General features: G+C 46.0%; 5 protein-coding genes. All 5 read right to left on the bottom strand.

Features of this window, described 5'->3' with window-relative positions:
* Window positions 1–2: 2 nt before the first annotated feature.
* Genes ACTJJS_RS25580 through ACTJJS_RS25600 form a run of 5 tightly spaced genes read right to left on the bottom strand, consistent with a single transcriptional unit; the run spans window position 3 to window position 15,123 of the window.
* Window positions 3–3,299: an amino acid adenylation domain-containing protein gene (locus tag ACTJJS_RS25580; RefSeq protein ID WP_440666098.1), complete on the bottom strand. Its 3,297-nt coding sequence runs from the start codon at window positions 3,297–3,299 to the stop codon at window positions 3–5.
* Window positions 3,300–3,329: 30 nt separating this feature from the next.
* Window positions 3,330–6,593 (bottom strand): amino acid adenylation domain-containing protein, encoded by a 3,264-nt coding sequence (locus tag ACTJJS_RS25585; RefSeq protein ID WP_440666100.1) that lies wholly within the window; start codon window positions 6,591–6,593, stop codon window positions 3,330–3,332.
* Between the two features lie 3 nt (window positions 6,594–6,596).
* Complete coding sequence (locus ACTJJS_RS25590) at window positions 6,597–9,863, bottom strand: amino acid adenylation domain-containing protein (protein WP_440666102.1); 3,267 nt, start codon at window positions 9,861–9,863, stop codon at window positions 6,597–6,599.
* A gap of 9 nt (window positions 9,864–9,872) precedes the next feature.
* Window positions 9,873–13,088, bottom strand: a complete 3,216-nt coding sequence (locus ACTJJS_RS25595; RefSeq protein ID WP_440666103.1) for an amino acid adenylation domain-containing protein — start codon at window positions 13,086–13,088, stop codon at window positions 9,873–9,875.
* Between the two features lie 10 nt (window positions 13,089–13,098).
* Entirely contained in the window at window positions 13,099–15,123 is a 2,025-nt protein-coding gene (locus ACTJJS_RS25600; RefSeq protein ID WP_440666105.1) for a MupA/Atu3671 family FMN-dependent luciferase-like monooxygenase, read from the bottom strand.
* Window positions 15,124–15,168: the final 45 nt, after the last annotated feature.

The following is a 15,168-nucleotide window of genomic DNA, read 5'->3' on the forward strand; positions in this document are numbered from 1 at the left end:
AATTAAAACTCTTCAGTGATAAAATTCAGGTTGGCGTCCGACAGTTCTATAGCCGAACGCTGCTCTCCTTCATCTGAGATGAAAGTGTTGAGGTCTTTTAATGTTGTCTCTCCATGTTGCGGAATCAGAGCAAATACTTTTTGCATTGTTGCTATCATCGTCTCTATGGTATGGTATTCAAAAAGCTCTGTGCTATACTCCACATTGATATGAATCTGTTCGGCATCTGTAACAAAGAATGTAATAGCCACCTTACTGGTATTGCTGTCCAGGGATATCTTTTCTGCTCCCAGTATTTCCTGCAGATCTGACTGTCGTTGCGCAGTGCCGTTCAACTCCCGGTTATTCATGACGATCAGCACGTCATAAAATGGATTTCTGTTATTTACATTGCCGTCCGGGTAAAATTCTTCAACCAGTAATCCATATGGATACACCTGGTGATCAAATGCCGCCAGTGTATTTGTTCTCACCTGTTCAATAAACTGCAGGTATGTAGCCTCCCTGTTGATATCCGTTTTAAGTACCAGGTAATTCAGGAATACGCCGATGAGCGGCTCCAGGTGTTGGTCTACCCTTCCGGCTATAGGCGCCCCGATATATAAAGATGACTGGCCGCTATATTTATACAATAACATATTAATGGCAGACAACACAATTATAAACAGGCTTGTACCTGTTTGGTCTGCCATGGCCCTGAGGCTGTCAGACAGTTCTGCGGAAAATGTCACCGGAATTACCTTTCCTTCATACGTGCGGCGTTGATCAAAGCCTCTGTCCAGTGGCAGTGCCAATGGTATTATATCAGCCAGCTGTTCCTGCCAGTATTTCCGGTGTATGTTCATTTTATCATCAGCCATCCTGTTAAACCAGTCGGCGTAATCCTTATACTGTAGCGGCAGTGGTAACAAGTCTGCCTCCTGTCCCTGCCGGTATGCGGTATAAAAAGTCAACACTTCATCAATCAATAATCCAATGGACCATCCATCACATACAAGGTGATGAATGGTTAATAACAGCAGGTATCTTTTTTCTCCCAGGTCAATTACCTGACCTCTAATTAATGGTGGTTTTTCTATATCAAAAGGCCGAATCAGTTCCCGTTGCTGATAGCGGTCGATGTCTTCAGCGCTGTATCCGCCGGTATTATCCAGTCTCAGTTCCAATGAAAAGTCAACTTCCCCGTGCACCTTTTGCACGGGTACGCCGTCTGCCATAATAAAACCCGTACGCAGTGCTTCATGCCGGCGTATAACGGATTTAAAGGCATTATTCAGTGCCTCAAAATCTATATCTCCGCTAATGATGCAGGAAACCGGCATATTGTAGAGAGATTGCGCCCCTTCCTTCTGGTGATATATCCAGATATTACGTTGGATATATGACAGTGGATAGTATGCTGCAGGCGTTACTTTTTTAATGATCTGATATGCCTGTCTATGCTTGATTTCGAGTAATCTGGCTTGTTCTTTTATAGTTGGATGATCGAAAAACTCCCTGATCGATATTTCCTTTCCCATCTCCCGGTAAATCTGGGAAATGATTCTGGTAGCAGAAAGGCTATGGCCGCCCTGCACGAAAAACGACAGGGTGGTACTTAATTTATTATGTCCCAGCACAGCAGACCAGATATCTGCCACCTGCTTCTCTGTAAAGGTTTCTGGTGCTGCAAAGTCTTCATCCTGGTAAAGCAATTCCTCTGGCAGGGGCAACGCTTTGACATCAATTTTCCCATTCAGGTTAAGCGGGAAGTTATCCAGCTTTACAAAATATGATGGAATGAAGGAGGAAGGCAGTTGTTGTCGCAGGAAGGAGATTATCTCATTGGCACTTACAGTGGTATTTTCCTTGTAGTACGCAATTAATATGAACTCCATGTTCTTTTGTTGTACCGGTTTAACCAGCACCTGCTCTATGGCCGGCATCTTTTTTATCACCGTTTCCACTTCGTTCATTTCCACCCGGTTGCCTCTTATCTTTACCTGCCGGTCATTTCTCCCTACGAATTGTATGGTGCCATCTTTCTGATAGCGGCCCAGGTCACCGGTACGGTAAATGATATCTTCAAAATTGGCATGCAGCGGATTCTGGACAAAAGCGGCGCTGGTTAATTGCGGATCGTGATAATAACCCTTGGAGCGGAAAGGTGTTTTAATACAGATTTCTCCCACAGCTCCTGCGCTACACAATAGATTTTCACTGAGGATCAATACTTTTGTTCCCGGCAAAGGAGTACCCAAAGGAATAATTTCGTGCGGCCCATCCGGCACCTCCTCTATTCTGTTGAAAATTTTCGCCAGGGTGGTTTCTGAGGGACCATAAAGATTTACCAGTGAAACGCTATCTCCCATCCATACCCTCCATTCCAGGACATCTTTTACATACAAGGCCTCCCCGGCTATTAATATATATTTGAGATGACTGATCTGGCCGGCGCTGACCGTTCCCTGTTTCAGTTCCTGTATAAAGGAACGAAAAATGGAGGGGACGGTGTGAATAAGCGATATTTTTTCTTCGGCTATCCAATTCCAAAGCTCCCTGGGTGACCCCAAAAGACCCTCCGGAGGTATTGAAAGCTTACCACCTGCCAGCAAGGGCACAAATATGTCCCGCAGGCTAACATCAAATGTGGTAGCTGCCAGGTGACTCACATTAACGCTTCTATCAAGCTTAAACTCCGCTACTTCCCAGTGAATAAAATGACTCAGGGATTTGTGACATCCTTCAATAAGCTTCGGTTCTCCGGTGGAACCGGAGGTATACAGCAGATAATTACTGTCCTCTCCGGAAAGCGGTATATCCAGAGATGATGCTGACAGGTTATTTACAGGCTCGGAGGTAATAATCTTGCTATTCTCTGCTATCACCAGCTTTACCGGGCGTTGTTCTTCATTGAGGATGATCACATGTACCCTGGTATTGGCCAGGCCGGTCGACAATAACATGCCCAATAACTGTTCTTCCTGCTTACTGTTTGTCAGGAACCACGCTACACCAGCTTTTCTCAAAAGTTTTTCCATTCTCAATACAGGATAACCAGGATCAAGCGGCATAAAAATCCCCCCCGCTTTGTTTACGCCCAGCAAACTGACAATATACCCAATGCTCTTTCCCATGTATATGCCTATTACATCCTGTCTGTTAAACCGCAGTTGCAGCAGGTAACCGGCGATATGATCAGACCGTTCTTTTAGCGTATTGTAGGAAATATCTCCCTCCTGGCTGCTGATGGCAACATGCTGTGCCTGTTCATTCGCCATTTCATCGATCAGGGTGTGCAGTACTTTCTTATCTGCCATAGATTAACACTTTTGCAGGTTAATGGGATTTTAGAACTCATCCGCAATTGTATCCATGCTATCCATCAGAAAAGCTTGTTCTTCTTTTCCGGCAACCTGATACAGAATATCACCAACTGTCAGTTCAGGTTGTTTTATGGCCAGCTCCAGGATCTGTTTCCACTTGTCGCCAAAGGACGCAATTGTTTCCGGATTATATAATTCGGTCCTATACTCGATACTGAATGAAATTTCCTCCTCATCATTGACGAAGCAACTTATATCCAGTTTGCTATACTTATGCTCAAACCGGTATCCGCTGAATCCAAGTATCCGTTTCATGTCCTGTATATCTTTATCATCTGCGTTCAGTGACGCATTGTTCATCACAATGAGCACATTGTACAACGGATGCCCGGCTTTCAAAGCGCCACCCGCCAGCTCTGTGGCTAACTGATAATAAGGATATGCCTGATGATCAAATGCGTTCAGTATGTCTTTTTTCACCAGTAACAGGTAATCATTGAACGAAAAACCGGATTGTATTTCCGATCTCAATACCACGTAATTGAGGTAAAGTCCGATCTGTCTTTCCAGGTCCGGATGTTGTCTGCCTGCAACAGGCGTACCCAATGAAATTTTATTTTTACCGGTATAACGGAACAATAATATATTCAATGTTGATACAAACAGCATAAACAGACTTACCTCTTGCGCCTGTATGTACTTCCTGACTTGCACGCTCAGTGTCTTTCCCAACTTAAAGCCGGTGGTAGCTGATATATTTGTCAACACCTGCTTCGGGTCATAATCTGTTGGCAATGCGGCTTCATTGCCAATTCCCTGCAATTGTTTCAACCAGTACGTACGGTCTTTCTCCAGCTCCTGTTGTCTGCTATGCTCATAATGGGAGAAGTCTTTATACTGAAGTGGCAACGATGGCAGTGATGGCGGGGTATCATTGACAATCGATTCATACGCCACCAGTAATTCCTGCAACAAAATCTTATTAGACCAGGCATCAGAGATGATATGATGCATTAACAACACAAGGATGCAATGCTGCTCGTTTTCCTCTACCATCGCAGCTCTTATCAGAGGCCCTGCTTCAAGCGAAAACGGTATGTCCAGGTATTCGTCTATTATTGTGTTCAATGCTGCGTCACTTTTACCCACATCGATGTATTCGATTGAAAAGTCAGATTCCTCCGGCGACAGGACCTTCTGTACCGGTTCACCATTTATTTTAGGGAAAATAGTACGCAGGCTCTCGTGCCTTGCTATGACTGTTTTGAACGCTTCATTCAGAACATCCCTGTTTACAGTAGCTGCGAGAACAAAAACGCCTCCTATTACATACGCTTTTTCAAAGCCAGCCATCTGGCTTGCCAGCCACATGCTTTTTTGTGCTGGTGACAGCTGGTAATATTCCATTTCGGGTGCTACCGGCAACGGGCGCCATTGCGTATTATACTTTGACGCCAGCAGCTGCGCCAATGAGGCTACCGTTGTATGAGACCAGAATTCCTTTAGAGTAAATTCAATACCCAACTTTCGGTATACTTCCGATACGACCCTGGTCGCTGACAAGCTATGTCCTCCCAGTTCGAAGAAATTATGCTGTGTCCCTATTTTTTCAAGCCCAAGTATCTCCGACCATATTTTTGCCAGGGCTTTCTCCAGAGAAGTATGCGGGGCGACAAATGCCTTTGTACTATACAGGAGCGCCTCCGGCTGCGGTAAGGCAGTCCTGTCTACCTTACCGTTTATGCCCAACGGAAATTCATCCAGATACACCCAATACACAGGTAACATATATTCCGGCAGGTAGTCGTTCAAAACAGACCGTTGTTCCGGTAGTAGTTCTTCGGACCCTGTATAGTAGCAGATCAGCAAGATGTCATGATCCTCCTTATAGTGAGGTATGACCAACGCCTGTTTTACCCCGGACAGTGTGGCAATTACCTGCTCCACTTCCAGCAGTTCCACCCTGTTACCCCTTATCTTAAGCTGGCCGTCTTTTCGTCCCATGAAAAGAATCTCGCCCCCCTGTTGTTGTTTGCCCAAATCACCTGTTCTGTAAATAATATCAGTGTGATCGTTGTGCAGGGGGTTCTGCACAAATTTTTCTGATGTCAGTGCTTCATTTTTCCAATACCCTTTGGTCCGGAACGGTGTTTTGATACATATTTCTCCTATTTCACCTTCGTTGCAAAGTATATTTCCCTGCATAATAGCTACCCCGGTATTTGTTATGGGCTTACCTAATGGTACTATGCCCGTATCATTCAGATCAGGTAAAGTCAGATCAATTTTATAATACAATTTCGCCAGGGTTGTTTCCGATGGGCCGTAAAGGTTGACCAATGTAGCGTTATCACCGGCAGCCAGCTTCCAGTTAATGGCATCTCTGTAATAAAGGGGTTCTCCTGCCAGGAAAATATACCGGATGGCGGAAAGCTCAGGAGCGGCGCCGCGATGTTCCAACTCCTTTGTCAGTAATCTGAATACAGATGGAACAATATGGACCAATGATATGCCCATATCAGCAAACCATAACCGTAACCTGGCTGGCTCAGCACGCACCGCCGCCGGGGGGACACATACTGTTCCGCCTGCCGCCAGCGGCAGAAATATGTCCCGGAAGCTTACATCAAAGGACACAGGCGCCAACAGACTAACCCGATCGGTGCTACTGACATCAAATGTATTCAGTTGCCAATGAATAAAATGGGCCAGTCCCTTGTGTACACCCTCAATGATTTTCGGTTCACCGGTAGATCCGGAGGTATATATAATATAGCAACTGTCATCTCCCGTCATTACCGGCGGTGCAGGATATGGCGTAGTAGTCCCCCATTCTGTCCAGCTACCGGCGACATCTATCCGTTTGATACACTGCCCTGCTGCCGAGTAGCACAAAAGCTGTTCTTCCTTTGAGAAAAATGATAATCCGGCCACCAGCCTAATGGCTTCCTCGCAATGTGCGTCAGTGGTGATCACAAAGGCCGGTAATACTCTTTCACATATATCAGCTAATCTTTTTGCGGGGCTCTCAGGAAGTAAAGGCATAAAAATGCCTCCGGCCTTATTAACAGCAAGTATACAGCTTATATAATCAAAGCTTCCATTCATATATACTGCCACTACCTGCCCCTTTTTAAGTCCCAGTTGCAACAAAGTGTTCTTAAGCCATTCAGATGCATCATAGAGCTCCTTGTAGGTAAAGTCCCCCCCGGGAGAAGCTATCGCTACTTTTTCCTGGTATTGCAGGGCAACATTATCTATAACGGTATATAACAATTTCTTATCCATAACCTAAAAATCTTCGTCTATAATTTCCTTAAAAGCTTTTACAGGATTCAGTTGTTGATAGATATTGTCTATTGTCGCATGGGTATTCTCCACCACTATTTCCACCAGCCGGAGCAATCGTTCGCCAATGACCCGGGCTGTCTGCTCCCTAAACAGCTCGGTGCTGTATTCGATAGTAATACCAATGGCCGGTTTATCGTCAAAGAACAAGGTAAGTGGCAGCTTGGTACTTCTGTCGTGTACTGGCATCGGCTCCAGCCGCATCAGCTGCGTCAGGCGTTCCCCGTCTTCCCATTCCATATTTAATCCGCTGTTATTCATCACCAGCAACACATTGTACAGGTCAATATCCTTGTGTATATGTTGCCCCCCTGCACTTTCCGCAATCAGGTCGTATGGATACTCCTGGTGTTCATAGGCTTCTTCCACCGTTTGTTTTACGGTAAGCAGCCAGTCCTTAAAAGTCTGTTCATACGATACCTCGTCATACAGTACCAGGTAATTGAGGAACAGCCCCGTTAACTGGTGCAGATCAGGGTGAGACCTTGTTGCTACCGGGCAGCCTATTGTCACGTTGGACTGATCACAGATCCGGCACAGCCATAATTTTGTCAGCGCCACCAGAACAGTAAACAAGCCGGTGTCATTATCAAGTGCAATATTTCTCAGTACGGTAGATAATTCTGTACTGATAACAAATGTGTTTTTTCCACCGGTATATTGTCTCAGTTGCGCTTGTGGAAAATCGGCCGGCAAATTCAACTTCGTATTTTTCCCGTCCAGGCGTTTCTGCCAATATTGCCGGTGGTGCTCCATTTCACCATTGCCAATGCGCACTGATTGCCAGAAGGCATAATCTTTATACTGTATTTTAAGCGGGGGCAGTACCTTGTTCTCCTGTACTATCTGCCCCTGTAGCTGCGCATAGAGCAGGGCTATCTCATGTAATATGATGGCCGACGACCAACCGTCACTGATAATATGATGGATGGTAAACTGTAAGATATCTTCCTTACTGTTACGTTTGAACAACCGGAGATCAAAAAGCGGATAAGCAGCCAGATCATACTCTTTTTCAGCATTGCGTAACAAAGCCTCCTGCAATTGTTCATGGTCCATATCTCCAGCCTCCGTGACGTTAATGGTCACTGTACAGTTGTTCTGGACTTGCTGAACCAGCACACCGCCCGTACTCATGAATACAGTACGAAGAATTTCATGACGGCTCACTATCCTGCTAAATGCTTCCTGCAACAGGTTTACGTCCATACCGGCATCTACTTTATAAACGCCGTTCATATTGTAAGCAGACTTATTCTGTAACGTCTGATGCAGAATGAACAGTCTATGTTGTGCATTTGAAAGCGGATACACTTCCTGTTCAGGCGCCGGCGGAATAGGACGATACTTTTTTTCTTCCAGACTCGTGAGATGGTCTGCCAGCTTCCGGATGGTAGCTTGCTGCAAAAACTGCTTTAACGTTATTTCCACACCCAGCTCCCTGTATAGCAGGGATACCACCTTCGTTGCGGAAAGACTGTGTCCGCCCAGTTCATAAAACGAATTGGTCACGCTGACCTTTTTCAGGAACAATACTTCTTTCCAAATGGCAGCTATTTTAAATTCCAGCTCGGTTTCGGGCGCATCGAAAGACATTTTTTCATACAACATTTCTTCAGGAAGCGGCAGCTGCTTTTTATTGATCTTCCCATTCAGGTTAAGTGGAAACTCATCCAGCCGCAAAAAGAAAGAAGGGTGCATATACGCAGGCAACCGCGGTGTTATATACTCCCTGATCTGCGCTACTGTTACATTATCTCCCGACGTAAAGTATCCTACCAATACTTTTTCCTGGTCCATATTTTCCATCGCTACCACCACACACAGGTCCACACCCGGGCACCGGCCTATTTCCGATTCTACCTCCAGCAGTTCCACGCGGTTTCCTCTTATTTTTACCTGGTTATCGATCCTCCCCACGAAAGCAACCACTCCATCAGCAAGATATTTGCCCAAATCCCCTGTTCTGTATACAATATCTTCAAAATCGTTATGCAAAGGATTCTGAACGAATTTTGCCTTATTCAGGTCCGGATCATTAAGGTATTTGTTTGAAATGAACGGGGTTTTAATCAGAATTTCACCGACCACGCCTTCGTTACAAAGCTCTCCCTGGTTCTCGATGATGATAACGGTATTGGGTAATGGGACACCCAATGGCATCACACCGTTGAAGTCCCCGTGATCGGGATCAATAAGGTGATATATCTTGGCGAGCACGGTCTCTGACGGACCGTACAGGTTGACCAGCTGTATTTCTTTACCAGCCGCTTTGTACCACGCCAGCACATCTTTACCGTGCAACGGCTCTCCCGCCAATAGTATATATGATAGTGAGAGTAACGCAGCCGGTTTGTTTTTTTCCTCCAATTCCTTCGTAAGCAACCTGAATACACTGGGCACCAGATGTAACAGTGTAATCCTGCTTTCCGTTATCCAACTCAGCAGCTTTCGCGGATCGGCCTTGATAGCTGCATCCGGTATGCACAAAGTACCGCCGGCCAAAAGTGGCGCAAAAATGTCTCTGAGGCTTACATCGAAGCTAACAGGGGCCAACAGGGATATACGGGTATTTGCATTTAAATGGAAAGCTTTTACCTCCCAATGAATGAAATGACTCAGGCTCTTATACCTGCCCTTTATTATTTTAGGCTGACCGGTTGAACCGGAAGTATAAATAATATAATTGGTATCATCGCCATCCTGTTCAATATTACCATGATAAACAGATGCATTTGTCAGGTCTCCCACAGGTGACAATACTCCTCCATCGCTTTTCTGTACCTGTATTTCCGCCAGAGCGTCCGTTTTAAGTAACACGATGTTTGCGGCATCCGAGCCCCCCGTCTGCTTCAATATTTCATTCAACGTGTCCGCGTAGGCAGCCAGGGTGATAAATGTGGAGGCTTTTGTTTCCCTTATAAGTCCGATAGCCCGGAGGGTGGGATAATCAGGCTCCAGTGGCATAAAGATGGCACCCCTCTTATTAATTCCCAGGATGCTTACCACATATGCGATGCTTGCCGGCAGGTAAACAACGACTATCTCACTCTTTTTCACCTGCAAGTCCGCCAGGCACATAGCGATCCTATCAGAGAAATATTTGAGTTCTCCATAGGAAATATGCATTTGCTGTTGCTCGATAGCGACCGAGTACGGATGGTCCGCAGCGGCTGCATCTAACAAAGTGTGCAATAACTTTTTATCCATGAAAGCATTTTAAAAATCTTCTGAAATGAGATTGATCTTACTTTCCAATGCTGCGTTTTTTTTCCCGGCAGACAGCGTCCAGCTCAGATCACTTAATGTGATAAGCGGATTTTCAATTACCTGTTGCGCCAGGCTATCCAGTTCTTCTGCATATTGTTTGATGGTAGCCGGCTTAAACAGCTTCGCATTGTATTCCAGGTCTATTCTGATATGTTCCTGCTCCTCCATTATAAAAAAAGTAAGGTCCAGCTTACTGACCTTAGCCGGCACATCATACAATTCCAGTCCCAGTTCATTCCGGAAGGACGCCAGGTTTTCATTGCTGATATTAAGTCCATCGTTGTTCATGACTACGAGTACACTATAAAACGGCGTGTGGACGGACTGGTCCAGTGCTCCTGAAAGTTCCTCTACCAGCTTATCAAAGGGATAATCCTGATGGTCCAGCGCCTGTATTACGTTGTCGTGAACCTGTTTTAACAATATTGAAAAAGAAATGTCTCTCTTTATGCTGGTACGGAGGAGCACATTGTTCAGGTAAAACCCGATCTGATCTTCCAGGTCGGGATGGTTTCTGCCGGCCACCGGCACGCCGACAGCAATGTCATTGCTTCCGCTTTTGACATACAACAGTACCTTTATCAGGGACAACAATACCGGGAACAGTCCCATCTTATTGTCCATCGCAATTTTTCTCAACGCGTTCGCCCGTTCCTGACGGATATATGCGGTATGTACCTCCCCTTCAAACCCCGGTATACCTGTCCTTTCCATGTCAACCGGCAACAAAAGGGCTGAAGGAGCCGGCTGCATAACACCATGCCAATATGCCTTATGCATATCCAGTTCTCCGGCTGCCAGCCGCGCCAGTTGCCATACAGCATAATCCTTGTACTGTATTTTCATTGGTGGCAATGTGTCCGGAAGCTTTTTTCTGCAAGCATTATATAAAGCCAGCAATTCCTTTGTAAACACATTCATTGACCATCCATCAGACAGTATATGATGGATATTCAGTACAAAGAAATACCGGCCATCCTGTTGCCTGATCAGCCGCGCCCGGACAAGGACGTCCTGGTAGAGGTTAAAAGAATGATGGTGCTCATGGGCCAGGCATTGGTCCGGTGACAAGTTGCCCTTATTTTCCAAATCCACCATCAGTACCGCCTGCTCTGCTGTTATACACTGCCAGAAAGTCCCTTCTGTGAACACAAAACGTGTCCGGAAGACTTCATGCCTTGCGATGACGCCATCAAATGCCTGTTTGAAAGCACCTACATCCAGCGTGGCGGAAAAAAAACAGGCAGTCACCATGTTATAGGCGGTGAGTTCATTCACCACCTGGTCCAGTACCAGCAGTCGTTTCTGGGAATGCGAGACCGGATACAATGCAGCTGTTTCCGCCAGAGGGATATGTTCAAACGCAGAGACGCTGATACCCGGCATCTTCTCCGCCAGTAATCGTACAGTAGGATGTTCAAGAAAGAATTTCAGGGATACATGCCGGTTCGTTTCCTTATAAATTCTTGATATAACTTTCACTGCATTCAGGCTATGGCCCCCCAGCTCAAAGAAAGAATTATTGACACCAACTTTCTGCAGCCCAAGCACCTGGGAGAAAATACCGCACAAAAAGACCTCGTCTTTGTTCGATGGTGGTGTAAATTCAAGCTGTTCATACAATAAATCTTCCGGTGCCGGCAATGCATTCCTATTCACCTTACCATTGATATTGAGCGGGAAAGCATCCAGGTGCATATAATAAGACGGGTGCATATACTCCGGAAGAAAATTGCTGATATGTTCTCTCAGTGCACTTCTGTCCACTTCCCGGGCAGCTGTATAATAAGCGCTCAGTACAACGTCACCGTTTTCGCTCTGATGAGGGATAACTATCACCTGTGTAACAGATGGGAAGCTGCCGATAGCTTTCTCCACTTCTGCCAGCTCTACCCTGTTACCCCGTATTTTCACCTGGTTGTCTTTTCTTCCCACTATGAGGATATTTCTTTCCGGTCCATATTTCCCCAGATCGCCCGTTCGATAGATAATGTCTTCAAAGTCTTTGTGCAATGGGTTTTGGCAGAATTTTACCGCAGTAAGCGCCTTATCATTATAATAGCCTTTGCTTCTAAAGGGCGTTTTTATACATATTTCCCCAATCTCGCCGATCTGGCAAATCTGATTGTCGTCATTCAGGACCAGCACAATGGTATTGGGAAGGGGAAACCCCAGCGGTACGATCTCTGCTTCGCTATTAAGTTCTGGTGTTTCAATCCGATGATATATTTTGGCCAGTGTTGTCTCCGACGGGCCATAAAGGTTAACCAGGTTCGTTCCGTCTCCGTTAATCGCACGCCAGTTTATCACATCACGATAAAACAATGGTTCACCGGCTAACAATATATTTCGGACAGCGCTCACCAGGCTTCGCCTGGCAGGGTCGGCATCCAATACTTTTATAAGGAGCCGGAATATAGACGGCACCATATGCAGCATTGTAATCTGACGTGCTCCTATCCATTCCAGGAGGGCGGACGGATCGGCCTTAACAGACCTTTCCGGGATATGTAATGTACCGCCACACAAGAGAGGAATAAAAATATCACGGAAACTTACGTCAAAAGAGACAGGGGCCAGTAGTGCGGTGTTTACACCCCGGTCCAATTTGAATTCCGTCATTTCCCAGTGCAGAAAATGACTCAGGCTTTTGTGCACCCCCTCAATGGTCTTGGGGTCGCCGGTAGACCCGGAGGTGTATATCAGGTAATTACTATCTTCACCATCTACATCCGGTAACGGCATTTGCGGAACTACCGTATCTATATCCAGTACCACGCAGTTTCCCGAGGTATCTGTTCCTGATAACAATGACCAGGCTTCTTTCAGATATTCTTTGTTTGTTAAAAGTGCTTCCGGCTTCACAGTGGACAGCAAATACCGGAGGCGCTCCACCGGATATCCGGGAACGAGCGGCATAAATATATTCCCACTCTTGTTAACACCCAGGATAGCCGTGATGTATCCAATTCCTTCGGGTAGGAAAACGGCAACCACTTTATTTTTTCCGATGTGGTGATGTTGTAACAGGAAGGCGCAGTTGTCGCTCTTCTCTTTCAACTCCGCATAAGTCAGCAACGATTCGTCTGCGTCCACAATCGCAATACCTTCGGGGTACTGCAGGGCATGGTGGTCCACAATAGTATGGATGACTCTCTTGTTCATAGGTTACTGTTTAGAAATCCTCTTCTATGCGCTCACTGGCCTGTTCCAGGTTAAGCTCGTAAAGCTTCGTCTTCATTTTGGTGAAAGAACTGTCTTCTTCCGCGGTGACCAGTGGATAAGGCCGCTGCAGATCATATTTTACATTTATCTGGTCCTGGAACGCTAAAGTGAGCCCTGATTCCTTCGGACTGTCAGTGACTACCTTCTTACAGCCCTCTATAGCGGGCCCCGTTTTTTTATAAAGACCCGTCAACGTTTGAGCGGATGCTCTTATGATAAAACTACCCGCATACCGTTTCTTTGCCGCGGGCTGGTATTTTGCTTTCAGCTCCTTTAATTCCTCCAACCCTCGCAGTATAGTAGCATCCTCCAGCCCAAAATCGATAAGACAGGCTACTTCATCAACCCCATAAGAGCGAAGGCGCTTCAATGTTTTTTCACACTGTTGGTGACCTCCCAACAGACTGGCATTTGAAAAGAAACGCTCAAAAGCAATATCCAGCAGTTCTTCCTTAATGTGTTCAGGTGTTTGCTCATCGTTTTTTCCGTATCTGCCTATGGCGTTGTTCCCGTTGGTCTTACGCACTGCAGCCGTCATTGTTTCTACCAGGTGCAGCGATGAGCGTATATAAGCTTTAAGTGGTGCTTCCACTATTTTGCGTACCTCGTCAGATGATTTGCCTACGTAGGTATGCAGCATGACAGATACGGTCCGTGAGGCCGGATCGTATCCATTATCTTTTAAAGACTGGCGATAAACACCAATTTTCGAAATGAGATCCGAGGGGTCCTGCCACAATAAATGGGTGAGGATATTGGCTCCATACTTTCCTGCATCCGCGAAAGTCTCCTCTTTCCCTGAAACTGTGATCCAGATGGGCATCTGCGACTGTATGGGTTTGGGAAAGATACCTATCTTTATCTCATCTCCCACGCCATTTTTAAATGGCAGTTGTTCGCCGGCCCAAAGCTTATGAAACTGTACAATCTGGTCCAGCATTACCTCATGCCTGTTGGCATAGTTCTCCGGTGCAAATATAAAGTCATTACACTGCCAACCGGATGCAAAGCTCAGCGCCGTGCGGCCTCCTGAGAGATTATCTATGACGGACCAGTCTTCGGCGATCCTTACAACGTGGTGCAGCGGTGCTACAATGCTACCGGTCCGTATCTGCACTTTTTCTGTCGCCACTGCGACAGCGGCCGACAAAACACTTGGATTGGGAAACCGGCCGCCAAATTCATTAAAATGCCGCTCCGGCGTCCAGACACCAGCATACCCGTGTTTGTCCGCATGTCTCACACTATTCATCAGGAGATCATAGCACCCTTCCATATCGGTACTGTCTTTGGTACTCCCAAAGAAAAACAAGCTAAAGTCCATGACAAACTCCTCCGCATCAGACCGCAATTCGGCGATATTTCCGCCATTGCCCGGAAAATTAAGGATATGTATGCCACTTAGCAGACACCAGAGAGACTCTGTTATAAAGGCGACAAACGACAGGTGGTCTGCCATCAGATATTTGTCTGTCTCAATTGGCGAGATACCTTTTGACAACTCAGCAAAGGCCGCGTCCAGGCTTTCGGCAGCATACACAATCCCATCGGGCAGCTCCGGCGTATATATGCTAAAATGTATATCCGCTTTTTTTACAGTCGATGCACTATACACGTTGGCCTCAGGTTCACTTGCCAGGGCGTCTGATAATAGTGCCTTACCGTTTTCAATTATCCATACCGGCTGTTCCTTTTCAGCTACAGCTGTTGCGGCAAGGTTCGCAACCAGTATAATTTCCGCTTTTGCATGAACTAATGCCAGCAAAATGATCAATGCGGTCGCAGGATCGCTTTCCACGACAAGGACCTTTTGGCCAGTCACTTCTTTCTCTCGCTGTATGTGATGGGAGAGCGACGATATTATGCTCGCCAGTTGTTCATACGAGAGATCTACGCTGACATCTGAGTAAGCCAGTCTGGACAAGTAAACCGATGACTTCTTACTGAATAAACTTTGCAGGATAATAGATTTCATATCGGTATTGCTTCGTGGTGAGTTGGAAATAAGGTTAACGTACTT

Source organism: Chitinophaga sp. 22308, from assembly GCF_052045305.1.
GTDB lineage: Bacteria > Bacteroidota > Bacteroidia > Chitinophagales > Chitinophagaceae > Chitinophaga > Chitinophaga varians_A.